At 71.2% G+C, this 23,296-nt stretch carries 22 protein-coding genes and 1 pseudogene; 12 read left to right on the top strand and 11 right to left on the bottom strand.

Annotated features, from left to right (window positions below):
- Nucleotides 1–16: 16 nt before the first annotated feature.
- Complete coding sequence (locus IE262_RS04260; RefSeq protein ID WP_189871330.1) at nucleotides 17–2,326, bottom strand: beta-L-arabinofuranosidase domain-containing protein; 2,310 nt, start codon at nucleotides 2,324–2,326, stop codon at nucleotides 17–19.
- Nucleotides 2,327–2,885: 559 nt separating this feature from the next.
- Nucleotides 2,886–3,254, bottom strand: coding sequence for an RICIN domain-containing protein (locus IE262_RS04255; RefSeq protein WP_229877086.1), 369 nt, complete (start codon nucleotides 3,252–3,254; stop codon nucleotides 2,886–2,888).
- 554 nt (nucleotides 3,255–3,808) lie between these two features.
- Here IE262_RS04255 and IE262_RS04250 point away from each other — a divergent pair.
- Nucleotides 3,809–5,050 (top strand): PP2C family protein-serine/threonine phosphatase, encoded by a 1,242-nt coding sequence (locus tag IE262_RS04250; RefSeq protein WP_189871328.1) that lies wholly within the window; start codon nucleotides 3,809–3,811, stop codon nucleotides 5,048–5,050.
- A gap of 4 nt (nucleotides 5,051–5,054) precedes the next feature.
- On the opposite strand, the gene IE262_RS04245 is transcribed toward IE262_RS04250, so the two are convergent.
- The gene (locus IE262_RS04245; protein ID WP_134031119.1) at nucleotides 5,055–7,349 is read right to left on the bottom strand and encodes a heavy metal translocating P-type ATPase; all 2,295 of its coding nucleotides are present in this window, start codon (nucleotides 7,347–7,349) and stop codon (nucleotides 5,055–5,057) included.
- A gap of 149 nt (nucleotides 7,350–7,498) precedes the next feature.
- Here IE262_RS04245 and IE262_RS04240 point away from each other — a divergent pair, with 149 nt between their 5' ends.
- Nucleotides 7,499–8,389, top strand: a complete 891-nt coding sequence (locus IE262_RS04240) for a universal stress protein (RefSeq protein ID WP_189871326.1) — start codon at nucleotides 7,499–7,501, stop codon at nucleotides 8,387–8,389.
- Between the two features lie 47 nt (nucleotides 8,390–8,436).
- Here the strand turns inward: IE262_RS04240 and IE262_RS04235 are convergent, their stop codons facing one another.
- From IE262_RS04235 to IE262_RS40490, 3 genes and pseudogenes are all read right to left on the bottom strand, one after another.
- Nucleotides 8,437–9,462 (bottom strand): 6-phosphofructokinase, encoded by a 1,026-nt coding sequence (locus IE262_RS04235; protein ID WP_134031113.1) that lies wholly within the window; start codon nucleotides 9,460–9,462, stop codon nucleotides 8,437–8,439.
- Nucleotides 9,459–10,310 (bottom strand): PP2C family protein-serine/threonine phosphatase, encoded by an 852-nt coding sequence (locus IE262_RS40495; protein ID WP_373304975.1) that lies wholly within the window; start codon nucleotides 10,308–10,310, stop codon nucleotides 9,459–9,461. The genes IE262_RS04235 and IE262_RS40495 overlap by 4 nt, the downstream gene beginning before the upstream one ends.
- Before the next feature lie 24 nt (nucleotides 10,311–10,334).
- Nucleotides 10,335–10,460: pseudogene (locus tag IE262_RS40490) on the bottom strand (hypothetical protein); the annotation flags it as partial.
- Here IE262_RS40490 and IE262_RS40485 point away from each other — a divergent pair.
- The 6 genes from IE262_RS40485 (at nucleotide 10,460) to IE262_RS04205 (ending at nucleotide 14,876) form a co-directional block, all read left to right on the top strand.
- On the top strand, nucleotides 10,460–11,008 hold the full coding sequence (locus IE262_RS40485; RefSeq protein WP_373304976.1) for a hypothetical protein: 549 nt from the start codon (nucleotides 10,460–10,462) through the stop codon (nucleotides 11,006–11,008). The pseudogene IE262_RS40490 and the gene IE262_RS40485 overlap by 1 nt on opposite strands.
- On the top strand, nucleotides 11,005–11,610 hold the full coding sequence (locus IE262_RS04225) for an Rv1733c family protein (RefSeq protein ID WP_189871324.1): 606 nt from the start codon (nucleotides 11,005–11,007) through the stop codon (nucleotides 11,608–11,610). The genes IE262_RS40485 and IE262_RS04225 overlap by 4 nt, the downstream gene beginning before the upstream one ends.
- 40 nt (nucleotides 11,611–11,650) lie before the next feature.
- Nucleotides 11,651–13,045, top strand: coding sequence for a nicotinate phosphoribosyltransferase (locus IE262_RS04220; protein WP_189871322.1), 1,395 nt, complete (start codon nucleotides 11,651–11,653; stop codon nucleotides 13,043–13,045).
- A gap of 11 nt (nucleotides 13,046–13,056) precedes the next feature.
- Entirely contained in the window at nucleotides 13,057–13,341 is a 285-nt protein-coding gene (locus tag IE262_RS04215; protein ID WP_134031101.1) for a DUF1876 domain-containing protein, read from the top strand.
- A 61-nt stretch (nucleotides 13,342–13,402) separates the two neighbouring features.
- Nucleotides 13,403–13,873 carry an Hsp20/alpha crystallin family protein gene (locus IE262_RS04210; protein ID WP_134031098.1) on the top strand — a complete coding sequence of 157 codons (471 nt, stop codon included), beginning with the start codon at nucleotides 13,403–13,405 and terminating at the stop codon, nucleotides 13,871–13,873.
- A gap of 139 nt (nucleotides 13,874–14,012) precedes the next feature.
- The gene (locus IE262_RS04205) at nucleotides 14,013–14,876 is read left to right on the top strand and encodes a pyridoxamine 5'-phosphate oxidase family protein (protein WP_134031095.1); all 864 of its coding nucleotides are present in this window, start codon (nucleotides 14,013–14,015) and stop codon (nucleotides 14,874–14,876) included.
- Nucleotides 14,877–14,962: 86 nt separating this feature from the next.
- On the opposite strand, the gene rocD is transcribed toward IE262_RS04205, so the two are convergent.
- From rocD to IE262_RS04190, 3 genes are all read right to left on the bottom strand, one after another.
- A complete protein-coding gene (gene rocD, locus IE262_RS04200) occupies nucleotides 14,963–16,234 on the bottom strand; it encodes an ornithine--oxo-acid transaminase (RefSeq protein ID WP_189871320.1) in 1,272 nt (423 codons plus the stop codon).
- On the bottom strand, nucleotides 16,231–17,052 hold the full coding sequence (gene ddaH / locus IE262_RS04195) for a dimethylargininase (protein ID WP_189871318.1): 822 nt from the start codon (nucleotides 17,050–17,052) through the stop codon (nucleotides 16,231–16,233). Before ddaH ends, rocD begins: the two co-directional genes overlap by 4 nt.
- A gap of 148 nt (nucleotides 17,053–17,200) precedes the next feature.
- A complete protein-coding gene (locus IE262_RS04190; RefSeq protein ID WP_189871316.1) occupies nucleotides 17,201–17,692 on the bottom strand; it encodes an Lrp/AsnC family transcriptional regulator in 492 nt (163 codons plus the stop codon).
- A gap of 78 nt (nucleotides 17,693–17,770) precedes the next feature.
- Here IE262_RS04190 and IE262_RS04185 point away from each other — a divergent pair, with 78 nt between their 5' ends.
- From IE262_RS04185 to IE262_RS04170, 4 genes are read left to right on the top strand one after another with little or no spacing between them, the layout of a single operon-like run.
- Nucleotides 17,771–18,526 (top strand): LytR/AlgR family response regulator transcription factor, encoded by a 756-nt coding sequence (locus IE262_RS04185; protein WP_134031086.1) that lies wholly within the window; start codon nucleotides 17,771–17,773, stop codon nucleotides 18,524–18,526.
- A 10-nt stretch (nucleotides 18,527–18,536) separates the two neighbouring features.
- The gene (locus tag IE262_RS04180; protein ID WP_189871314.1) at nucleotides 18,537–18,896 is read left to right on the top strand and encodes a hypothetical protein; all 360 of its coding nucleotides are present in this window, start codon (nucleotides 18,537–18,539) and stop codon (nucleotides 18,894–18,896) included.
- Nucleotides 18,897–18,905: 9 nt separating this feature from the next.
- Nucleotides 18,906–20,684: a sodium/solute symporter gene (locus IE262_RS04175; RefSeq protein ID WP_189871312.1), complete on the top strand. Its 1,779-nt coding sequence runs from the start codon at nucleotides 18,906–18,908 to the stop codon at nucleotides 20,682–20,684.
- Nucleotides 20,685–20,727: 43 nt separating this feature from the next.
- Nucleotides 20,728–21,903, top strand: coding sequence for a sensor histidine kinase (locus tag IE262_RS04170; protein ID WP_189871654.1), 1,176 nt, complete (start codon nucleotides 20,728–20,730; stop codon nucleotides 21,901–21,903).
- A gap of 30 nt (nucleotides 21,904–21,933) precedes the next feature.
- On the opposite strand, the gene IE262_RS04165 is transcribed toward IE262_RS04170, so the two are convergent.
- Nucleotides 21,934–22,092 (bottom strand): hypothetical protein, encoded by a 159-nt coding sequence (locus IE262_RS04165; protein WP_189871310.1) that lies wholly within the window; start codon nucleotides 22,090–22,092, stop codon nucleotides 21,934–21,936.
- 148 nt (nucleotides 22,093–22,240) lie between these two features.
- On the bottom strand, nucleotides 22,241–23,185 hold the full coding sequence (locus IE262_RS04160; RefSeq protein ID WP_189871308.1) for a cytochrome c oxidase assembly protein: 945 nt from the start codon (nucleotides 23,183–23,185) through the stop codon (nucleotides 22,241–22,243).
- Nucleotides 23,186–23,296 lie beyond the last annotated feature (111 nt).

Below are 23,296 nucleotides of genomic sequence, written 5' to 3'. Positions count from 1 at the left end.
GCTTCCGGGGTGGGCCTCAGCTCCTCACGATGCGCCATCGGTTGTCGGCGGTGCCGTTGTCCGAGTCTTGGACGGCGAACGCGCCGACAGCGGTGGAGTTGTTCGCGATGGCGAGCAGCTTGCCGCTGTTCTCGTTGCGAATCTTGTAGGTCCCGTCTCCCTGGTCGAGCAGCGTCCATCGGTGGTCGGCGGTGCCGTTGTCCGACCACTGGAGTACGGCCGCGTTGTCTGCTGTGGACATGTCCTGGACACCGAGCACCTTGCCGCTGTGGGCGTTACGGAAGCGGAACCCGTTCCCGTCGTTGATCATTTGCCAGTCGTGGTCGGCAGTGCCCGAGTCGTGCCACTGCAGAGCGCGGCCACCGTTGGCCGTGGACATGTTCTGGACGCCCAGCACGAGACCGCTGCCCACGTTGGCGAGACGGACGGTGCCGCCGGCGTTCCAGTAGACGGTGTAGTTGTGGCCGTGCGCGTCGTGGAACGGGCCCAGGTTGACGGTGGAGCCGTTGGCGGTGGCGGTGAAAGCGAGTGACGTGCTGCTGGTCCGTGTGATCGAGGACGTGTTCAGCGACGGGAGGGAGCTGAGCGCGGAGTCGCCGTAGTTGCCGGACAGGACCACCGGGCCGTAGGTGATCGCGGCGACGTTCGCGTTGTCGTTCGCCGCTCGCATGATGACCCGCATGGGCAGGCGGACGGTCACCGTGTCGCCGGAGGCCCACGACCGGCTCAGGGTGGCGTAGCTGCCGGGCGTGGTGGTGATGCTCTGCGCGACGCCGTTGACGCTGACGGTGGCCCCGGCGGTCCAGCTCGGGATGCGGATGCGCATCGCCCAGGTTCCGCTGACGTTGCCGGTGACCTGCAGGGTCGTGGTGTCGCTTGCGGGGTATGTCGTGGTCTGGGTGACCGTGATTCCGCGCTCCGACCAGTTGAGCACCGAGGGCACGAACATGTTCACGATCAGGGTGTTGTCACTGCGGAAGTAGATGGAGTCCATCAGCCTGGTGTGCATCTCCAGGCCCGTGCCCTGGCAGCACCAGAAGGTGCCGTAGTCGGTGCTCCAAGTGCCGCCGCCCCACGCCGGGCCCACGCCGCGTCGGCCTCCTGGGTTGAGCGGGGTGAAATAGGTGATGTGGCCGTGGTCGTCGACAGGGTTCTGCTGGCCGATCATCTGGTTCAGCCATGCCCGCTCGTAGTAGTCGAACAGTGCGACTCGGTTCGGGTCCAGGGCGAACAGTTCCCGGGTGAGGGTGAGCATGTTGAAGGTGTTGCAGCTTTCGCACGTGTCCTTGTTCAGGAAGCCGGCGATGGCGTTCGGGGCGCGGAAATGCTCCGCCTGGCTGTTGCCGCCGATGGCATAGGTGTGCGAGTTGACGGTGATGTTCCAGGCGTTGGTGGCGATGTCCCGGTAGCGGGTGGTGCCGGTGGCCTTGTACTCCCGGGCGGCCCCGATCCACTTGGGTACCTGGGTGTTGGCGTGCAGTCCGCCCAGCTGGTCCTGGCCGGACGCCAGGGGGTCGAACACCGCGGCGTGATCGAACCGCCGGGCGACGGTGAGCCACCGCGCGTCGCCTGTCTGCTGGTAGAGATCGGTCAGCACGGTGTTCATGCCGCCGAACTCGGTTTGCAGCATGGCCTGCATCTGCTGGCCGGTCAGCCTGCCGGTTCGCCAGTCGACCCATCCCGCCAGGGCGAGCAGCACGTCCCGGGCCTGCGTGCTGCCGATGTGGCGCCATACGTCCAGCAGGCCGGCGAGGGTCTTGTGGAGGGTGTAGTACGGCACGTTGCCGTTGTTCAGGGTCCGCTGCTCAAGGGCGGTGAAGTCGGACTCGGGATAGCCGGAGAGGTACCCGGCGTTGAAACCGGCGGCGCTGTTGTTGGCCTGGCATGTGGCCAGCTCCGCAACCATGTAGGTGGCCTTGTCCCGGGAGGCGGTGTCCCCGGTCACCGCGTACAGCTGTGCCCATGCCGTGAGGAAGTGCCCTTGGACGTGGGTGCGGAAGGGGAACGTCGGCGCGTCCCAGCCGCCCGTGGCAGCCGCGCCGTTGGTGGACAGCCGGTGGTTCGCGCGGAAGTTGTACAGCAGCCGGTCGACGTCGACGAACCGCAGGTAGTTCCGCGTACGGTTCTGGTTGTCCAGCCACCGGCTCGCGGAGAGCCGGACCTGGCCGAGTTCGAATGGGTGTGCCAAGACCCCGATATCGGCCCTTGCCGGAGGAACGGCCGCTGCGCGGGCGGGAGATGCGCCGATGAAGGATCCGGTGGCAGAAGCGGCGCCGGCGGCCCCGACTACTTGCAGTAGGCGCCGTCTGCTGACGGAAGAGGACATCTTGCACCTTTCGTTGAGGAGAAGTGGCGCCATTCGTCCAGCAGGGCGACGACATCGCAGCCAGGCTGCGCAAGGAGTCCCGGGGGCGACAGGAGTCTCGGCCCCTTCGAGTCTCGGTCCATCGGCCCTCTCCACTCATACATGGGATGGATTAACGGATATGAACGTTGCCTCTGTCTAGTCTTGCGACACGAAATGCTCGGCTGACGCCGGATGTGTGTCCGGCCGGCGCACTGACGTCGAGCCAGACATTGGATGTGCGAGAGTGCAGTTGGCCGTCCTGTAGCCGCGTGCGGAGCGAGTGAAGGCCGCGCCGCCACGGGGCGGAGCCGCGACGGCACCGCAGGGGCTGGGACGGCACGGCAGGGCGCGGCCGGGGTAGTTGTACGGCCGGAACAGCCTCACCGGCCCATGCGGACGGGCCGGGCCCTGTGCCAGCCGCCGTTGTCGCACGCTTTTCAGGCGCGAGACCTGTGTGCAGAGAAGGCCTACCGTGGTGCTGACGGGATTCACGTCAGGAGACGTTGAACAGCTGATGGTCGGCGTCGTCGAACGGGCGCTAGAGACCGCTGTGGCGGTTGAGGAGCCGGACACGGCCGTTGCCCGCGTCTTCCGCCAGCCATTCGTCGTTGGTGTTCGCGTTGGCCTCGTACGAGTACTGGATGGCCTTCGCGCCCGCGTCGCGGGAGGCCGACCTGATGACGACGTCCTTGCCGCTCGCCTGGCTGACGATCCGCGTGTATCCGTCACCGAGGGGCACGAACGCGAAGCGCTGGTTGGTGCCGCCGGTGCTGGGCCAGCGGATGATCTCGGCGTCGTTCGCGAGGCTTGCGCTCTTCACGTCGAGTACGTGGCTGCCGCCGGCGATGGTCACCGTGCGGTTCCCGGTGGGGATGGCCGGGACCTTGGTGTTGAGATGGCTCGGCACCGCACGAGCGCGGGTATGGACGCACGCAAGTACGCATGGGCGCTCGCGTTGCCTCAGTAAGGCGAGTACACGCTCATCGGTCCGCCTGGCGGGTCACGGGGGCGAAGGCACCGTGGCGTGAGGCTCAGCTCAGACCGTTGGTGACACTGAGCAACCATGTGCGGATGCCGACGGGGCCAACGGAGCGTGCTCGACGCAGGCCGGCCAGCACTGAGTCAGTGCGCCAGCGACCCCGTGCTGGTTCCGTGCTGAAATCGATGCCCGCAATCATAGAAAACCCCCGGTCCTAGCCCCGATCGAATGAGGTGTCGTACAACGTTCAGTAGGAGAACACGGTGTCACACGGTGTCCCTCTCACTCGACCGGGTGGGCAGCACGGTAGGCGTGTTCTGCCGTGATGAGGCTCGCCCTGCGGTTCTCGACGGTCGATCGCAGCCCGACTCACCGCGCCACTTGGAGCCCTCGGTTGCCCGTCCGGCGAGCCCGGGCCGTGCGTCGCTCGTAGACTGGACGTGCGGCGGGTGGTCGCGCTCGCAGGCCACGGAGAGCGCGTCATGACAGCGGACATCGATTTCACGGCCTTCTTCGACGCCACACCAAGCCCGTACCTGGTGCTCGACACGGACCTGGTGATCCGCTACGCCAACCCGGCAGGCACGCAGTCCACCGGACGGACCAGTGAGGAACTGGTCGGGAAGTACTTCTTCGACGCCCTGCCGGAAAACCCCGGCGCCCCCGACGACGACGCGGAGCGGAACGTGAAGGCGGCACTGCGCCGCGTCCTGGACACGGGCAAACCGGAAACCCTGGTGCTCCAGCGGTACGACATGCCCGCTCCCGACCGGCCGGGCGGATTCGAGGAGCGATGGTGGACCGAGATCCTCACCCCGCTGTCCGGATCCGACGGCACGGTGCAGTGGGTCGTCCAGCGGGCCGAGGACGTCACCGCCTTCGTCCGCTCGCACCGGGCCCGCGAGCTCTCCGCGGACTTCACCGAGCGTGAGAAGGGCATGGCGGCCGAGCTGTACGTACGGGCCCGGGAGCTGCACCGGCTGAACCAGGAGCTGCGCGAGGCCCACGCCCGTGAACGACAGGTCGCCGTCACCCTCCAGGAAGCCATGCTCAACGTCCCCGACCTGCACCGGTACACCGAGAACATCGCCGTGCGGTACCTGCCGGCGACCAGCTCGCTCAACGTGTGCGGCGACTGGTACGACGTCGTCGACCTGCCGCCCGACCGCTATGCCGCGGCGGTCGGGGACGTCATCGGCCACGGACTGCACGCCGCCGCCGTCATGGGCATGCTCCGCAGCGCCCTGAGCGCGGCCATCCGCGCCGTCCCCAGCCCCGCCCAGGCTCTGGAAGTCCTCGGTCTGTACGCCCGCTCCCTGGAAGGCGCCACGGCCGCGACCGCGGTCAAGGTACTCATCGACCCCCGCTCCAGACTGATCATCTACAGCAACGCCGGGCACCCGCCGCCCGTCCTGCTCCACACCGACGGGAGCTGCGAGCTGCTGGACCAGGCCACCGATCCACCGCTCGGCGCCCGCATGCGCCATGTCCCCCGCCCCCAGGCCGGCCTGTCCTACGGCCGGGGAGACACCCTCGTGTTGTACACCGACGGCCTCATCGAGCGCCGCGACGAGGACATCGACGTCAGCCTGGCGCGTCTGACCACGGCGCTGGCTGAGGAAGGCGCCCTCGCCCCCGGCCCGCTGGCCGACGGGCTGCTGGACCGCCTCGGCGTCGCCGGTGGCGCCCCCGACGACGTCGCCCTCGTCGTCATCCGCCTGTGACCCCTCACGGTGCCAGCGAGAAGTAGTTCTCCTCCTCCTGCGTGAAGTGCAGTCGCAGCACGCTGTACAAGCCGTACAGGCAGGCGCGCAGGTCCTGGATGTTCTCCGGGCGCAGCCTGCCCTCGGCGTCGGTGAGGGTGAGATGGATGGCGATGCGGTGGGCGAGGCGTTCGATCTCGGCGTGGGCCCGGCTCATCGTGGCCGTGGACTCGGGGCCGCCGAGTGTGTCGGCGAGGGCGGGATAGAGCTGGTGCTCCTCGGCGTGCTCATGGGGCAGCAACTGGTCGGTGAGCAGGCGGTGCACACGCTGGACCGCCGCCCGCGCCTGTTCCTCCGACGCCCCGGACAGCAGGTCGGCCGCGGTGCGCACCGCCTCCACCACCTCCTGGAGATCGTCGTGCTCGGCCGCGAAGCGGTGGACGAGATCCTCCGTGGCGGGGGTGAGGGACCGTCGGGCGGCACGGTCCGGGAGCAGGGCGCGCAGCGCGTTGAGGATGACGGCGACGTCGATGCCCTCCTGGAGCAGAGCGCCGGCCGCCGGAGGCAGCAGGCCGAACGCCGCCGCCACCATGGCGGCGAGCGACATCAGCATGCCGCCCAGCGCGCTCTGCACCGCGATGCGCCGGGCCCGTACGGCGATGCTCATCGCGTCGGCCAGCCGGTCCACCCGGTCCGTGGTGAGGATGACGTCCGCGGCCTGGGACGAGGCGCTGGAGCCGCGGGCACCCATGGCGACACCGATGTCGGCGGCCGCGAGCGCGGGCGCGTCGTTGACGCCGTCGCCCACCATGACAGTGACCGCGTGAGCACGTTCCGCGCGTACCGCCGCGACCTTGTCGGCAGGGCTCTGTTCGGTCGCCACACCGTCGAGGCCGAGCACGGCGGCGACTTCGCGGGCGGGTTCGGCGCGGTCGCCGGTGAGCATCAGCAGCCGCCCGATACCCGCCGCGCGCAGCCGCCGCAGGGTCCTCGGAGCGTCATGGCGCAAGGGATCGCGCAGCAGCACGGCGCCGGTGACGTCGCCGTCGGCGGTCACCCAGACCACCGTCGCACCGTCAAGCACCGCCTGGTTGTCGACCGCGCGGACCCAGGCGGGACTGTCCGGCCCGATGTGCGCCCGGCCGATCCTCACCCGGTGGCCGTCCACGGTTCCCGTGGCTCCCCGCCCAGGATCCTCCTGCACGTCCCTCGGCAGCGACAACCGCAACCCGCGCCGGTGTGCCTCGTCGACGAGCGCCTGAGCCAGAACGTGCGGCGAGAACTGGTCGAGGGACGCCGCCTGGCGCAGCACCTCCGCCGACTCGTGGCGGGGCGCGGCGGACACCTCCACGACGCGTGGACGGCCGGTCGTCAGCGTCCCGGTCTTGTCCAGCACGAGGGTGCGTGCCCGGCCCAGGGACTCCAGGGCCCCACCGTCCCGGACCACCACACCACGGCGGGCGGCCCGGGACAGCCCGGAGACGATGGCCACCGGTGCGGCGAGCAACAGCGGGCAGGGAGTGGCCACCACGAGGACCGCGACGGCCGACGTCGCCGAGCCGCCGACCGCCCAGGCCAGAGCGGCCACCACCAGGGACAGGGGCACGAACCAGGCGGCGTACCGGTCGGCGAGCCGCACCACGGGGGCCGACGCGGCACCGGCCTGCCGGGCCAGACGGACGATCTCCGCGTAGGCGCTGTCCTGCTCGGTGGCGGTGGCGAGCAGGTCGAAGGCGCCGCCGGCGTTGACGGCGCCGCTGCGGACGGACTGGCCGACGGCGCGCTCCACCGGGAGCGATTCGCCGGTGAGCGCCGATTCGTCGATCAGGGCGTTCCGGCCGGTGACCCGGCCGTTCACGGGGACCACCTCGCCCGGACCGACCACGAGTGAGTCGTCCACACGGACCTCGGCGAGGGGCACCGTGCGCACCGTGGAGCCGGTGCGCAGACGGGCCGATCGCGGCGCGTGCTGGAGCAGCGCACTCAGATCGTGTGAGGCCCGGCGCTGCGCGGCGGTCTCCAGCGTCCGGCCGGTGGCCAGCATCAGGGCGATCAGGGCGCCGGCCAGGAACTCCCGTACGGCGAGCGTGCCGCCCAGGGCGAGCACGGCGATCACATCGACGCCCACGTGGCCCTGGTGCAGCGTACGCAGGATCCAGGCCACGGAGGGCACGACGGCCGCCACGGTTCCCGCCGCCCAGCACAGGTGCGCCACGTCCGGCGCTCCTGCCAGCCAGGCGGCACCGCCGGCCACGAGTGCCGCCGAGGTCACCACTAGCAGCAGGAAGTCCGCGCTGAGGGGCGTGTGCCGAGTACGCATGGCGCCTCCGTAGAAAGCCTCGGAACGAGCGCTCCAGAAGAAGGGCCTCCAAGCCCAGCGTGCGACACAACCGGCGGGTGTGCGCACGGCTGCCGGGGAGCACACGGCGGAGCCGGGGTACTCGTCGGGGCGGTTCGAAGGAGGACGTGATGAGTCACCCCGTGCTGGTGGGCGTCGACGGGTCTCCGCCGAGTTCGGCGGCAGCGCACTGGGCGGCCCGGGAGGCCGCGCTGCGTGGTGTCCCGCTGCGCCTGGTCCATGCCTCCCCGCCGCTTCCGGACACCGCGGTGCCGGTCCAGGCCATGGACAGATTGCGTCACATGGGGGAGCGGATGCTCCAGCGGGCGGTCGCCGAGATCGGCGCCCGCTACCCGGACCTCGACGTACGAGGCGAACAGGCCGACGACGCCCCGGCCCCGGCGCTCCTCGCCGCGGCACGTGCCGCTCGGCTCCTCGTCGTCGGCACACGGGGGACGGGCGGGTTCGCCGGTCTCGCGGTCGGCTCGGTGGCCCTGCGGGTGGTGGCGGCGGCCCCGTGCCCCGTCGTGCTGGTGCCCCAGCGTCCTCCGGGCGCCTCGGGGGAAGGCAGGCACACGGCACGTGCTGCTGCCGAGGTCGTGCTGGGGTTCGACGCGCATCGCCCGGTCGGTGAGGTGGCCGACTTCGCGTTCTCGGCGGCCGAGGCACGCCGAGCCCACCTGCGGGTGGTCCAGGCGTGGGCCCTGCCTGCCGAGTCCGTGTCTCCGCGGACCCTGGTGGTGACCGAGGAGGACCGCGCCACCTGGGAGGACCAGGAGGTGCTGCGACTCGCCGACGCCCTGCGCGCCTGGCAGGAGAAGTACCCGCGGGTGACGGTCCGCACCGATGTCATGCTGCTCCACCCCGCGGAAGCGCTCTTGAACGCGTCCCGGAGCGCGGACCTGCTCGTCGTGGGCCGCCATACCGATCCGCGGGCGGCCGAGGGCCGGCTCGGCCCGGTCACCCACGCCGTACTGCACCACGCCCGCTGCCCGGTGGCGGTCGTACCGCACGCCGGCTGAGGGCGGACCGGCGGGTCCGGTGAGGTCTGGCGAGCGCCGGGCCACGGTCAGCCGAAGAACACCCCGAACTCGTCGTACAGCGAGGGATCGACCACCTTGGTCTGTGTCGTGACATCGGCGAGGGGCACGCGGACGATCCGCGTGCGCTGCAGGGCGACCATCACACCGAAGGCGCCGTCCTTGACCGCGTCGATGGCGTGCAGCCCGAAACGCGTGGCCAGCCACCGGTCGAAGGCGCTCGGCGTGCCACCGCGCTGGATGTGACCCAAGACCGTGGTGCGGGCATCCGTGCCGGTGCGTTCCGAGATCTCCCGCGCCAGCCATTCGCCGATGCCCGACAGCCGCACATGGCCGAACTCGTCCAGCGTCCGGTCCTTGAGGACCATCTGCCCCTCCTTGGGGACCGCCCCCTCGGCGACCACGACGATCGGCGCGTAGTTGATCTTGAATCTGCTCGTCACCCAGTCACAGACCTGATCGATGTCGAAGGGCCGCTCCGGGATGAGGATCACGTTGGCGCCGCCCGCGACCCCGGCGTGCAGCGCGATCCATCCGGAGTGCCGCCCCATCACCTCCACCACCAGAGTGCGCATATGGGACTCCGCGGTGGTGTGGAGGCGGTCGATGGCCTCGGTCGCGATCCCTACGGCGGTGTCGAAGCCGAAGGTGAAGTCGGTGCCGGAGACGTCGTTGTCGATGGTCTTCGGCACACCGACCAGCTTGATCCCCCGACGGCTCAGCTCGGCTGCCACCCCCAGCGTGTCCTCGCCGCCGATCACGACGAGCGCGTCCACGTCGTGGGCGGCCAGGGTGTCCTGCACGCGTCGCAGCCCGTCCTCGTGCTTGAAGGGGTTGGTACGGGAGGAGCCGAGGATGGTTCCACCGCGGGGCAGGATTCCGCGCACGCTGGGGATGTCCAGCGGCACGACGTTGCCCTGGAGCGCGCCGAGCCAGCCGTCCCGCAGGCCGACGAACTCGAAGGCGTACTCCTGGACGCCTTTGCGGACGACGCTGCGGATCACGGCATTGAGACCGGGGCAGTCACCGCCGCCGGTCAGCACGCCGACCTTCATGGTGTCCTCCCATCCGCCGGTCCTCCCTCCAGCCTCCTCCCGTTCGAACCGCCCTGACCACTCGACGGGGGCCTGCGCGGCGGGGTGCGCAGGGCCAGCACGGCCATGTCGTCGTGGCCGTCGCCGGGGTGGTGGTCGACCAGGGCCTGGCACAACTCGCCCGGGGACAGACCGGCGTGGGCCGCGGCGACGCGGGCCAGGGTGTCCAGCCCGGTGTCGAGGGAGCGGCGGGGGTGCTCGATCAGTCCGTCGGTGAAGAAGATCACGGTGGCGCCGGGACACAGGGGGCAGCTGTGGTCGGGGCGGGGCTGGTCGGTGTCCACGCCGAGCGGCACCCCGGGGTCGGCGTAGAGGTACCTGGCACGGAGGTCCGGGGTGACCAGCAAGGGCGGCAGGTGGCCCGCACTGCTCCAGTGCAGCGTCCAGCGCCCCTCGGTGGGTTCGATACGGGCCAGGCAGGCGGTCGTGACCGGGTTGTCGGTGATCGCGTGCAGCGTGCGGTCCAGTTGGCTGAGGACCGCGCTGGGCGGGGTGCGCCGGTCGTACAGCAGGGCGCGCAGCATGCTGCGGATCTGGGCCATGGCGGCAGCCGCGTACAGATCGTGGCCCACGACATCGCCGATGACGGCCGCACAGGCGTCGTCGGGCAGCAGGACGGCGTCGTACCAGTCCCCGCCGAGCCGGCCGGGGGCGCTCGCCGGCCGGTAGACGGCGGCTGCCGTGAAGGGCCGGAGATCGGAAAGGCGCGGCAGGAGCAGGCGCTGGAACTGTTCGGCGCCGGAGCGGACCTGGTCGAACAGGCGGGCGTTGCCGATGGCGACGCCGGCGGCACCGGCCAGGGCCAGCACCAGGCTCTCGTCGTCGGCGTCGAACGGCTGCCCGTCGCGCCGGTCGGCCAGGTACAGGTCGCCGTAGATCTCGCCGCGCATGGTGATCGCCACGCCCAGCAGGCTGCGCATGCGCGGGTGGCCGGGCGGGAAGCCGGGCGGCGAGGGGGGTGGGCGGACACGTCGGCGACGCGCAGCGGCTCCGGGTCGTGGATCAGACGGCCGAGCAGACCCCGGCCCCGGGGCAGCCCGACGCCCGCCAGGTCGGCCCGTTCCTGTTCGGTGAGTCCGGCGGTGATGAGCTGTGCCAGGCACTCGCGCTGCTCGTCCAGCACGCCCAGGGCACCGTAGCGGGCGCCGACCAGGTCCATCGCCGTGGTGACGATCCGGTGCAGCACCACCGGCAGCTCCAGCTCCCCGCTGATGGCCAGCACCGCCTCCAGCAGCCTCTGCAGGCGGGTCTGGGCGCGTGCGACAGCGTGGATCTGCCGGCTGACCTGGTCCAGCTCGGCGTCCAGGCGCAGCTGCAACCTGGGCCGGTGAGACTGCTGCACAGGCTCCATGGCGTGACCTTGGGATCGCACACGTTGTCCTTCCTCCACGGTAGACCCGCCGATCAGGGACCTTCGGCCCCTGTGAGCGGGGCCGCCGCCGTCCCATGGTGGAAGGGAGAAACGGTGGGGGAACGGACCAGCGACCCGCTGGAGGCCGGCTCATGAATGCACACGGTCCGCCGTACGCGTCCGGCCCGCATCCGCCGCACCGGGAGCGGGCGCCGGGAGGCGCGAACCCGCTGCGGCGCACGTCCGACAGGATCGAGACCTGGTTCCTCCGCTTTCTGCTGCTCGTCCTCACCCTCGGACTGCCCGTGGCCTCGGTCAGCGCGGGGGCGACGGCATACGAGTCCTCGATGCGCACCGTGCACGCCCAGACCGCGCAACGGCACCAGGTCACAGCCCGACTGACGTCGGATGCCGGGGGCGGTGCCGCAGACGGTGCGCGACAGGCGGGGATCCGCTGGACCGACAGGAACGGCAAGGAACGCAGCGGAACCATTCTCGTGAGGGCGGGAACGCCCAGGGGCACCACCGTCCGCGTCTGGCTGGACCGGCACGGAACCGTCACCGGTCCGCCGATGACCGCGTACAACGCGAGGGCCACGGGCTGGTTCGCGGGCAGTACGGCGGCGGCCGGGATGGTCGCCGGGTTCCTGGCGGCGCGGGCAGGCATGCGCCATGCGCTGGACCGGAGAAGGTACGCGCGGTGGGAGGCCGAGTGGGCCCTGGTGGAGCCCCTGTGGTCCGCGCGCTTCCGGCAGTGACGGGCGCGGGACACGCACGGGAGCCGAGGAGGTGGCGCTGATGTCCGATGCGGCGACCACCGATCTGTACGAAGTGACGATGGCCATGTCCTATCTGAGGGAGGGGATGACCGGCCCGGCGACGTTCAGCCTCTTCGTGCGCGAGCTGCCCCGTGACCGGGGCTTTCTGGTCGCCGCGGGGCTGGAGTCGGTGCTGGACTACCTGTCCGGTCTCCGGGTCGGCCCGGAGGACGTCGACGCGTTCGCGTCCGCGCTGCACCGGCCGCCGCGGGATCTGGAGCCGCTGCTCGGCATGGAGTTCACCGGCCGGGTGCGGGCGGTGCCCGAGGGCCGGATCGTCCTCGCCGGGGAGCCGCTGCTGGAGGTGACCGCGCCCCTCCCACAGGCACAGCTGGTCGAAACGTACGTGCTCAACCAGCTCAGCCATCAGACGACGATCGCCTCGAAGGCCGCGCGGTGCGTGCTCGCGGCAGCGGGACACCCCGTCGTGGACTTCTCCCTGCGACGCACCCATGGCCCGCAGGCCGGGTTCCAGGCCGCCCGCCTCGGCGCGATGGCCGGCTTCACCGGAACCAGCAACGTGGCCGCGGCCACGGCCTTGGACATCCCCGCCGTCGGCACGATGGCCCACTCCTACGTGGAGGCGTTCCCCACAGAGGAAGAGGCGTTCCGGGCCTTCGCACGCTGCCACCCCGGTCCGGTGACCTTGCTGGTGGACACCTACGACACCGAGTGCGGCGTCCGCGTCGCGGCGCGCGTGCTGCGGGACCTGGGGGAACACGGGCCCGGCTCCGCCGTACGGCTGGACAGCGGTGACCTCGGAGCCCTGGCCGTCCGGTCCCGGGCCGTCCTCGATGCCGCGGGCCTGCCGGACGTACACATCATCGCCAGCGGCGGCCTCGACGAGCACGGCGTGGACGAACTGGTGCGCTCCGGCGCGCCCGTCGACGTCTACGCGGTCGGCACCCGCGTCGGGGTCTCGGCCGACGCACCCTATCTGGACTCCGCCTACAAGATGGTGGAGTACGACGGCCGGCCGGTGATGAAGCTCTCCTCGGCGAAGGCGTCGGCACCCGGCGCCAAGCAGGTGTTCCGCCGTCCCGGGTGCGTCGACGTGATCGGTCTCGCCGACGAGCCCGCGTCCGGCGACGGCAGGCCGTTGCTGGAGACGGTGATGCGGAGCGGGCAGCGCACCCGTACGAGGCCCACGCTCGACGAGTGCCGGGAACGACTCGCCGCCGACCTGGCCGAGTTGCCACCGGCGGCCCGCCGGATCCGCGCGCCTGTCGCCCCTCGCGCGACGCTCTCCGCGCGGCTGAGCGCACTCGCCGACCGGCTCCGCCACGGCATCGAGGCGGAGACCCGGGCCACCGCCGTGCGGCTCCGGGGCCAGGAACGAACCGTGTACGGATCGCAGCGTTCCGTACGGAGATGAGGAGAGAGCCGATGCCGCATACCGTGGAATGGAAGGTTCGTCTGTACCTCTTCGAGGACGAGGGAACGACGAAGGCACAGGTGGTACTCGACAACGGAACCACGGTGCTCACCGGCCAGGGTGCCGCGCACCGCAATCCGGCGGACGTGGATGTGCCGGAGATCGGTGACGAACTGGCGGCGGGCAGGGCCATGCACCATCTCGCCCAGCAACTGGTGAACGCCGCCGAGCGCGACATCGAGGGCATGGGTGCGACAGCTCCCGGTTCCCACCCGGTCGCCGGATGGCTCACATGACCGATGAGGGTGAAGCGACCCGGCCGGCCTCGCGCACGCTCCAGAAGCAAGGAGAATGACGATGACGCTTCCTGTACGTCGCGGTAGGGGCGCGTCCCCCGTGTGGGACCCCTTCCGTGAGATCGAGGATCTCCGGACCCGGATGGAACAGCTGATGCGTTCCACCTTCCCCTTCTCGGGCGGCGGCCCGGCCGAGCCGGGCGCGGTCCAGACGTGGGCGCCGCTGTCCGACGTCGAGGAGACCGAGGACGCCTACCTCGTGGAGCTGGAGCTTCCCGGGGTGGACAAGGACCGGATCACCGTGGAGGTCAGCGAGGGCGAACTCGACGTCCACGGCGAGATCGAGGCCAGGGAACGCGCCGGCGTGGTCCGGAGGCAGAGCCGCCACATCGGGGAGTTCGACTACCGCACGAGTCTGCCGCCGAACTCCGACACCGAGCACATCAGCGCGGAACTCACCAACGGAGTTCTCAGCGTGCGTGTCCCGAAGGCCGAGCAGGCCAAGCCGCACCGCGTCGAGATCTCCGGCTAGCGACGGGGCAGGACGCCCTGGACCGCCGACGCCGACGCCGACGCCGACGCCGACCACGGCAGGCCGGCCCGGTCTGCCGTGGAGGCTCCCCGGTCGGCGGACCTGCGCGGCAAGCACCTGTGAGGAAGGGGCGGCGATCATGCGAGCTCATCTGGGCGACCATCTCGTGATCGAGAGTCCGGTCACCGGCGCCACCAGGCGTGACGGTGAGATCGTCGGACTCCACCACGAGGACGGAACACCTCCCTATGACGTGCGGTGGTCGGACACGGAGGAGGTGACGCTGGTCTTCCCCGGGCCCGACGCGCACGTCCGGCCTGTCGAGCAGGGGCTCGGGAGCGCCCCGAAGCCGCAGGCCCCCAACCCCGGTGACATCGGCCGACGCGTGGCCGCCGAGCGGCGGCGGCAGGAGCTGAGCCGGGAGGAGACGGCCCGCCGCGCCCGTATGTCGCCGGAATACCTGGCGTACCTGGAGGAACGGCCGGCCGACCCGACCGTGGCGACGGTCATCAACCTGGCCGCCGCGCTGGGCGTCAGTCCCGCGGCCCTGCGGGGCGGCGGCGCCGATCTGCCGCCCGGCCAGGGGAAGGCGCTGCTGCACCCGCAGCTGCGGGACCTCGGCCTCGACGAGTGCCGCGCCCTGCTGTCGACACACGGTGTGGGACGCATCGCGGTGTCCACGCCCGAAGGCCCGGCGGTCGTCCCGGTCAACTACGAGATCGTCGATGACGCCATCGCCTTTCGCACGGCGCCCGGCTCCGTGCCCGCGGCGGCCGTGGGAACGGACGTCGCCTTCGAGGTCGACCACGTCGACGAGGCCATGAGCCAGGGCTGGAGCGTGCTCGCCGTCGGACCCGCCCGGGTCGTCGCGGAGCCCGACGCCACCCGGCGGCTGGCCGAGCGCGCCCACTCCGAGCCCTGGCCGGGCGGTGAACGCGAGATGTGGGTGTCGATCCGGCCCACGCGCCTCACCGGCCGCCGCATCACTCCGGCCGCCGAGTGAGCCCGCCCGCCGCCGCGCGGCGCGGTGGCGGGCGGGCACGTCACCGTGCACCTCTCAGCGAGCCTGAGATCCCCTCACCCCGGCTCTCACGCCCCGCGCGCCAGAACGTTCTCCAGGGCACCCAGCGCCGAGCGCAGTTCCTCGGCGGTGATGGTGAGCGGCGGAGCGAGGCGGATCGTAGAGCCGTGCGTGTCCTTGACGAGGACACCCTCGGCCATCAGGCGCTCGCTGATGCCGCGGCCCGTACCGAACACCGGGTCGATGTCGACGCCCGCCCACAGCCCGCGCGCCCGGAACCCGAGGACGCCCCTGCCCAGCAGAGCCGTCAGACCGTCGGTCAGGACCGTGCCCAGCTCCGCCGCCCGGCGCTGGAACTCACCCGTTGCGAGCAGCTCGACGACCGCGGAACCGACCGCCGCGGCGAGTGGGTTGCCGCCGAACGTCGACCCGTGCTCGCCCGGACGCAGAACGCCGAGGACGTCCCGGCGCCCGACCACGGCCGACACGGGCACGATGCCGCCGCCCAGCGCCTTGCCGAGCAGCACGAGGTCGGGCAGGACCCCCTCGTGCTCGACGGCCAGGGTGCGGCCGGTGCGGCCCAGGCCCGACTGGATCTCGTCGGCGATGAACAGGCAGCCGGTGCGGCGGGTCAGTTCGCGGACCCCGGCGAGATAACCCTGCTCGGGGATGATCACGCCCGCCTCGCCCTGGATGGGCTCGATCAGCACGGCCGCGGTCGTCTCGTCGACGGCGGCCTCCAGCGCGGCCAGGTCGTTGTACGGGACCACGCGGAAGCCCGGCGTGAACGGGCCGAAGCCCGTACGGGCCGTCGGGTCCGTCGAGAAGCTGACGATCGTCGTCGTACGCCCGTGGAAGTTGTCGGCCGCCACCACGATCGTCGCCCGGTCGTCGGGGACGCCCTTCACGTCGTACGCCCACTTCCGGGCCACCTTCACGGCGCTCTCCACGGCCTCGGCGCCCGTGTTCATCGGCAGCACCATGTCCAGGCCCGTCAGCGCGGCCACGCCCTCGGCGAACTCGGCGAGCCGGTCGTTGTGGAAGGCGCGCGAGGTGAGGGTCAGCCGGTCGAGCTGACGGTGGGCGGCCTCGATCAGCGCCGGGTGGCGGTGGCCGAAGTTCAGCGCCGAGTAACCCGCCAGCATGTCCAGGTAACGGCGGCCCTCGACGTCCTCGACCCAGGTGCCCTCGGCGCGGGCGACGACCACGGGCAGCGGGTGGTAGTTGTGCGCGAGGACCGGCTCCTCGGCGCGGATCAGCTCGGCGGACGAACGGCGAGCGGGATCGGAGGGCTGCACGAGGGCGTCGGCGGAGGACTGCGTACGGACGGGAGCGTTCATGAGCGGATCTCCTGAGTGCAGCACTTGATGCCGCCGCCGGCCTTGTGGAACTCCGACAGATCGACGGGGACGGGAACGTAGCCCTGACGCGCGAGCTGGTCGGCCAGCTCCTTGGCGCGCGGGGCGATGAAGACATGACGGCCGTCGGACACCGAGTTCAGCCCGAACGCCATCGCGTCCTGACGGGTGGCGAGTACCGCGTCCGGGTACAGCCGGGCCAGCACCTTGCGGCTGCCCGGCGAGAACGCCTCCGGATAGTAGGCGATATTTGCTTCGTACCCCTCGTCGAGGACGAAAAGCGCGGTGTCCAGGTGGTAGAAGTACGGGTCCACCAGCCGCAGGCCGATCACGGGGACGCCGAAGAACTCCTGCACCTCGTGGTGCGCCTCACGGGTCGTCCGGAAGCCGGTGCCGGCCAGGACCCAGCGGCCCGCCGGAATCAGGTCGCCCTCGCCCTCGCACACCGAGCCGGCCCGGTACACGTCATAGCCCGCGGACCGGAACCAGGACTCGTACACGGTGGACTCGGGGCGCCGCTCGGGCGCGTGGAAGAGGGAGCCGAAGACACGGCCCTCAAGGACGAGCGCGGAGTTGGCCGCGAACACCATGTCGGGGAGGTCCGCGACGGGCTCCACGGTGTCCACGGTGTGGCCGTGATCGCGGTAGGCACGGATCAGCTCCGCCCACTGACCGCGGGCGAGATCGACGTCGACGGGCTTGTCGGGGTGCATCCAGGGATTGATCGCATACTGCACGGCGAAGTGTCTGGGTTCGCAGACGAGGAAGCGCCGCCGGCGCGGCACACGGCTTTCGGGCACAGAGGGGTTCCTCCGCTTCCTGCGGTGTGGTGTGGAGAGTGATACCAAGGTAGGAAGCGGCGGAGATGGGCGACAAGTGCCGAAGATTGCGTGTCTGTGCAGGAACACTGCGTTCTAAGAGGGAACAACGCATGCCTGGTGCGTTTATTCACATGCCTTCCGGTGCCGGCTGGCTGGCACCCGCTTCCGGGCTTTCCGGGAGGAGGTGGGACAGCACCATGTAGCTGATCGTCTTCCGGATGAACGGCTCGATCCGGATCCGCTCCAGCACCTCCTCGAAGTGCTCGACATCCCGCGCCCGCACATGCAGCAACGCGTCCGCGCCACCCGTCACCGTCATGGCGGCCACGATCTCCGGATGGTTGCGCACGACCTCCGCCAGCCGCCGGGGCGGCGCCGCGCCCTCGCAGTACACCTCCACGTACGCCTCCGTGCGCCACCCGAGCGCCGACGGCTTCACCGTGGCCGAGAACCCGGTGATCACCCCGGTCTCCCGCAACCGGTCCACACGCCGCTTGACCGCCGTCGCCGACAGACCGATCGCCGCACCGATCTCGGCGAAGCTGGTCCTGGCGTTCGCCATGAGGGCGGTGACGATCTTTCTGTCGAGCTCGTCGAACGGCGCGGGCCTGCTGTTCATGGTCGGAACCCTATCCAGCCGGGACATCCACGCCCGGCACATGTCCTGGGGTACGAATTACTCCTACACTCCACGTTCATGCTGCGTGTGCTCGCCGTCGATGACGAGAACCCGTCCCTTGAGGAACTGCTCTACCTGCTCAGGGCCGACCCCCGGGTCAGCAGTGCCGAAGGCGCGAGCGACGCCACCGAGGCACTGCGCCGCATCAACCGGGCACTGGAGTCCGGCCCCGACGGGCCCGACGCGATCGACGTCGTCTTCCTCGACATCCACATGCCCGGTCTCGACGGCCTCGACATGGCCCGTCTGCTCACCGGCTTCGCCCGTCCGCCGCTCGTCGTCTTCGTCACCGCCCACGAGGGCTTCGCCGTCCAGGCCTTCGACCTCAAGGCCGTCGACTACGTGCTCAAGCCCGTCCGCCGGGAACGGCTCGCCGAAGCCGTCCGCCGCGCCGCCGAACTCCTCGACGCCACCCCGCCGATACCCGTCCACGAACCCGACCCCGACCACATACCCGTCGAGCTCGGCGGCGTGACCCGCTTCGTGGCCGTCGACGACATCACCCATGTCGAGGCCCAGGGCGACTACGCCCGGCTGCACACCGCCCAGGCCAGCCACCTCGTACGCATCCCGCTCTCCACACTGGAGGAGCGCTGGCGGGCCCGCGGTTTCGTCCGCATCCACCGACGCCACCTCGTCGCCCTCCGCCACGTCGACGAGCTCCGCCTCGACGCGGGCACCGTGAGCGTCCTCGTCGGTGAGGTCGAGCTCCAGGTCAGCCGCCGCCACGCCCGCGAGCTGCGCGACCTGCTGATGCGCCGGACCACGGGCTGAGGAGGACGGCATGCCCCAGGACCCGACCGAACGCCGCGTCGTCGTCACCGGAGTGCCCCGGCGCACCCGCCGCGGCTCCGGCTACTACCGGCCCCGTACCGAGATCGACGAACAGACCACCCTCGGACACACCTACGTCCGCTCCCTCATGCGCAGCCAACTCCGCACCGCCCTCGCGGTGTTCACGGTGCTGGTGCTGCTCGTCGGGCCGATGCCGCTGGTGTTCCTGGCGATGCCCGACAGCGCCGGCCTCGAATGGGCCGTCCTCGGCTTCGGCATCTACCCGCCGCTCGTCCTCCTCGCCCGCTGGCACGTACGCCGCGCCGAGCGCAACGAGCGGGACTTCGCACGGCTCGTCGAGGACCGCTGAGGGCCGGCCGTGAACGAGAACTACGTGGTCCCCGCGGTCGCCCTCGTCGTCGTGGCGACCATCCTCGTCGGCGCGTTCGGCCTGCGCATATCCCGGACGACCTCCGACTTCTACGTCGCCTCCCGCACCGTCGGCCCCCGCCTCAACGCGGCCGCGATCAGCGGCGAGTACCTGTCCGCCGCCTCCTTCCTCGGCATCGCGGGCCTCGTCCTCGTCCAGGGCCCCGACATGCTCTGGTACCCGGTCGGCTACACCGCGGGCTACCTCGTGCTGCTGCTGTTCGTCGCGGCCCCGCTGCGCCGCTCCGGCGCGTACACCCTGCCCGACTTCGCCGAGGCCCGGCTCGCCTCACCGGCCGTACGGCGGCTCGCGGGGGCCTTCGTCGTCGGCGTCGGCTGGCTGTACCTGCTGCCCCAACTCCAGGGCGCCGGACTGACCTTGGCCGTGCTCACCGATGCGCCCGACTGGCTCGGCGGAGTGATCGTCGCGGCCGTCGTGGTCGCGACCGTCGCCGCCGGCGGTATGCGCAGCATCACCTTCGTGCAGGCCTTCCAGTACTGGCTCAAACTCACCGCGCTGCTCGTCCCCGCCCTCTTCCTCGTCCTCGCCTGGCAGGGCGACGGTGCCCCGCGCCACGCCTTCGACGAACCCGCCACGTTCCGCGAGCAGCGGGTCGTCCGCGTCGACGACAGCCTCGACCTCAAGCTCGACCGCCCGCTCGACGTCACCGCCTCCGGCACGATCGACGGCCGCCGCTACCAGGACCAGCGCGTCTCCCTCTCCGCCGGCACCCACCGCGTCGAGCGCGGCACCCGGCTGACCTTCACCGAGGGCGACGCCGTTCCCGTGGCGGACCGCGGCAGCAACGGCGGCATGTCGACCTCGCTCGCCGCGGGCCGCGAGGAACGCCCCCTGTACGCCACGTACGGACTGATCCTCGCCACCTTCCTCGGCACCATGGGCCTGCCCCACGTCGTCGTCCGCTTCTACACCAGCCCGCACGGCGTCGCCGCCCGCCGCACCACGGTCGTCGTCCTCGCTCTGATCGGCGCCTTCTACCTCCTGCCGCCCCTCTACGGTGCGCTGGGCCGCCTGTACGCCCCCGAACTCACCCTCAGCGGCGACGCCGACGCGGCCGTGCTGCTCCTGCCCGAACGCATGATCGGCGGGCTCGGCGGGGACCTGCTGGGCGCGCTGGTGGCGGGCGGGGCGTTCGCGGCGTTCCTGTCCACCGCCTCCGGGCTGACCATGGCCGTGGCGGGTGTGCTCACCCAGGACGTGCTGCCCTCGCGCGGGGTGCGGCAGTTCCGGTTCGCCACGGGACTGGCGATGGTGGTGCCGCTCGCGGTCAGCGCGCTGGCGGGCGGCCTGCCGGTGGCCGACGCGGTGGGCCTCGCCTTCGCCGTGTCCGCCTCGTCGTTCTGCCCGCTGCTCGTGCTCGGCATCTGGTGGCACCGGCTCACCCCGCCGGGCGCGGCCGCCGGGATGCTGGTCGGCGGGGGATCGGCGCTCGTCGCCGTCGCGGCCACCATGGCGGGCTACCCCGGGGGCGGGCCCCTGCACGCCCTGCTGGCCTGGCCCGCGCTCTGGTCCGTGCCCCTCGGGTTCCTGACGATGGTGCTGGTGTCGCTGGCCACGCCCGGGAAGGTCCCGGCCGGGACGTCGGCGATCCTGGCACGGTTCCACCTTCCGGAGGCGCTCGCCGGTGGCCAGGCCCACGGCGCGGCCACGGAGATCGAGGCGGGCGCCGACTCATGGAGGAGGGTGAGAACACGTGGGAACGGGTGAGCTCACCGGATTCCTCGCCGGACTGTGCGTGGCGGTGCTCCCGATGCTGGCCGCCGGGTTCTGGCTCGGCCGCCGCACCGCCCGGCAGCGCAGCCTCGGCGGGCTCGGCACACCCGTCGAGCACGCCACCTTCGAGACCCTGCACACCGCCTCGCTCGCCGCGCCCCCGCTGCGCGCCGGACTCACCGAGGAGACGGCCCGCAAGTCCGCCCGCCGGCTGCGCACCCTGCTCGGCACGGACGCGCTCTGTCTCACCGACGACCAGGCGGTCCTCGCCTGGGACGGCGTGGGGGAGCACCACCGCGCCGAGATCACGGAACGGCTCCTCGGCCCCCTGGAGACCGGGCGCGGCGAGGCGTTCCGCCTGAAGTGCGACGAGCCCGACTGCCCGCTGCGCTGGGCCGTCGTCGCTCCCCTCACCGTCGACGACCGCGTCCACGGCGCCCTCGTCGCCTGCGCGCCCGGCGAGTCCGCCGTCCTCGTCCGCGCGGCGGGGGAGGTCGCCCGCTGGGTCTCCGTCCAGCTCGAACTGGCCGACCTCGACCGCTCCCGCACCCGTCTGATCGAGGCCGAGATCAAGGCACTGCGCGCCCAGATCTCCCCGCACTTCATCTTCAACTCGCTCGCGGTGATCGCCTCGTTCGTCCGCACCGACCCCGAGCGCGCCCGTGAACTCCTCCTGGAGTTCGCCGACTTCACCCGCTACTCGTTCCGCAGGCACGGCGACTTCACCACCCTCGCCGACGAACTCCACGCCATCGACCACTACTTGGCGCTCGTACGGGCCCGCTTCGGCGAGCGTCTCTCGGTCACCCTCCAGATCGCCCCCGAGGTCCTCCCGGTCGCCCTGCCCTTCCTCTGCCTCCAGCCCCTCGTGGAGAACGCCGTCAAGCACGGTCTGGAGGGCAAGGCGGTGACGGCCGGAGGCAAGAGCCACATCAGCATCACCGCCCAGGACGCGGGCGCCGAGGCGCTCGTCGTGATCGAGGACGACGGCGTCGGGATGGACCCCGCGCTCCTGCGCCGCATCCTCGCCGGAGAGGGCAGCCCCTCCGGCGGCATCGGCCTGTGCAACGTCGACGAGCGGCTCCGCCAAGTGTACGGCGACGACCACGGCCTCGTCATCGAGACCGCGGTGGGCGCGGGCATGAAGATCACCGCCCGGCTGCCGAAGTACCAGCCGGGCGTGCACTCGGGGGGACGGCTGCCCCGGGAGTGATGCGCGGTGCGCGGACCGGATGCCGCGGGATCAGCCGGTCTGCGAGGCCACCATGGCGAGCGTGATCAGGCCGAGGACGACCCAGCCGAACCACAGCCAGCCATTGGAGCCGAGGGCCACCGTGTAGGCCGTCACCACGACGAGCCCACCCATGGTGAGCACCCCCATCGTCTTCGTAGAACCGGGCATCGCGACACCCTCCTCAGACTTGGTCTCCCTCCATGGTGCCCGTTCCGCGGCCCGACAGCGCCTACGGCGTCATGCGAGGGCGTTTTCCGGGCACTCCCGCGCGTAGTCCTGAGGAGGCAGGTGGCCGACGGCCGACGGGAAACGGGGCTCAGCGGCCGCGTGCGTTGAGTGAGGCCAGGTAGGCGTTGTACGCCTCCAACTCCTTGTCCCCGTCGCGGTCGGCGGCGCGGTCCGCGCGCCTGGCCTGGCGCTGCTCGGAGCCGTACCACTGGAAGAGCAGCGCGATCAGCACGAGCACGGAGGGGATCTCGCTGAACGCCCAGGCGATACCGCCCGCCGCGTTCTGGTCGGCGAGCGCGTCGATGCCGAGCGAGGCCGGCGGGTTCGCGTACGTCTCGACCATCGGCTCCGACGCCATCATCAGCGCGATTCCGAAGAACGCGTGGAACGGCATGCCCGCGAAGAGCTCCAGCATCCGCATCAGATAGCCGGGGCGGTGCGGGCCGGGGTCGACGCCCATGATCGGCCAGAAGAACACCAGGCCGACCGCGAGGAAGTGCACCATCATCGCGATGTGCCCCGGCCTGGAGCCCATCAGGAAGTCGAACAGCGGCGTGAAGTACAGCGCGTACAGGCTGGCGATGAAGAGGGGGATGGTGAACGCGGGGTGCGTCACGATCCGCAGATAGCGGCTGTGCAGCATCATCAGCAGCACCTCGCGCGGCCCTGTGCGCCCCTTCCCCGCGACCGGCAGCGCCCGCAACGCCAGAGTGATCGGCGCGCCGAGCAACAGCAGGATCGGCGCCAGCATGCTGATCACCATGTGCTGCACCATGTGCACGCTGAACATGACCATCCCGTAGTCGTTCAGCCTGGTGCACATCATCAGCAGCACGAGCAGCACCCCGAAGACGAACGCGACCGTCCGCCCCAGCGGCCACTTGTCCCCGCGCCGCACCAGCCGGACGACCCCCCATCCGTACAGCGCCAGCGCCACGAGGCAGCCGATGAGGAAGAACGGGTCCGCCGACCAGCCGAGTCCCCGCCCCAGTGTGAAGGGCAGGAGATCCATGCCGTGCCCGCTGTGATCCATCCGCCGGCTCCTGTTTCGTGGGGGTTGAGCGCAGTCTGTCCGCACCAGACTAGAACTGCCCCCGGCGGCGAACGCCGCCGGGGGCAGTCTTGGGGCGAGGCGCCGGCGGCG

Origin of the sequence: Streptomyces bluensis (assembly GCF_014650715.1) — a bacterium.
Taxonomy (GTDB): Bacteria; Actinomycetota; Actinomycetes; order Streptomycetales; family Streptomycetaceae; genus Streptomyces; species Streptomyces bluensis.
The sequence above is the reverse complement of the archived record's forward strand: the minus strand, read 5'-3'. Positions and strand labels throughout refer to the sequence as shown.

Coding starts and splice junctions, on each gene's coding strand:
- IE262_RS04210 (WP_134031098.1), top strand. CDS start 13,403: ATGACGCTTCCTGTACGTCGCGGTAGGGGCGCGTCCCCCGTGTGGGAC.
- IE262_RS04260 (WP_189871330.1), bottom strand. CDS start 2,326: ATGTCCTCTTCCGTCAGCAGACGGCGCCTACTGCAAGTAGTCGGGGCC.
- IE262_RS04160 (WP_189871308.1), bottom strand. CDS start 23,185: ATGGATCACAGCGGGCACGGCATGGATCTCCTGCCCTTCACACTGGGG.
- IE262_RS04245 (WP_134031119.1), bottom strand. CDS start 7,349: ATGCGTACTCGGCACACGCCCCTCAGCGCGGACTTCCTGCTGCTAGTG.
- IE262_RS04235 (WP_134031113.1), bottom strand. CDS start 9,462: ATGAAGGTCGGCGTGCTGACCGGCGGCGGTGACTGCCCCGGTCTCAAT.
- IE262_RS04185 (WP_134031086.1), top strand. CDS start 17,771: ATGCTGCGTGTGCTCGCCGTCGATGACGAGAACCCGTCCCTTGAGGAA.
- IE262_RS04250 (WP_189871328.1), top strand. CDS start 3,809: ATGACAGCGGACATCGATTTCACGGCCTTCTTCGACGCCACACCAAGC.
- IE262_RS04190 (WP_189871316.1), bottom strand. CDS start 17,692: ATGAACAGCAGGCCCGCGCCGTTCGACGAGCTCGACAGAAAGATCGTC.
- IE262_RS04240 (WP_189871326.1), top strand. CDS start 7,499: ATGAGTCACCCCGTGCTGGTGGGCGTCGACGGGTCTCCGCCGAGTTCG.
- rocD (WP_189871320.1), bottom strand. CDS start 16,234: ATGAACGCTCCCGTCCGTACGCAGTCCTCCGCCGACGCCCTCGTGCAG.
- IE262_RS04165 (WP_189871310.1), bottom strand. CDS start 22,092: ATGCCCGGTTCTACGAAGACGATGGGGGTGCTCACCATGGGTGGGCTC.
- IE262_RS04170 (WP_189871654.1), top strand. CDS start 20,728: ATGCTGGCCGCCGGGTTCTGGCTCGGCCGCCGCACCGCCCGGCAGCGC.
- IE262_RS04180 (WP_189871314.1), top strand. CDS start 18,537: ATGCCCCAGGACCCGACCGAACGCCGCGTCGTCGTCACCGGAGTGCCC.
- IE262_RS04220 (WP_189871322.1), top strand. CDS start 11,651: ATGTCCGATGCGGCGACCACCGATCTGTACGAAGTGACGATGGCCATG.
- IE262_RS04205 (WP_134031095.1), top strand. CDS start 14,013: ATGCGAGCTCATCTGGGCGACCATCTCGTGATCGAGAGTCCGGTCACC.
- IE262_RS04225 (WP_189871324.1), top strand. CDS start 11,005: ATGAATGCACACGGTCCGCCGTACGCGTCCGGCCCGCATCCGCCGCAC.
- IE262_RS04215 (WP_134031101.1), top strand. CDS start 13,057: ATGCCGCATACCGTGGAATGGAAGGTTCGTCTGTACCTCTTCGAGGAC.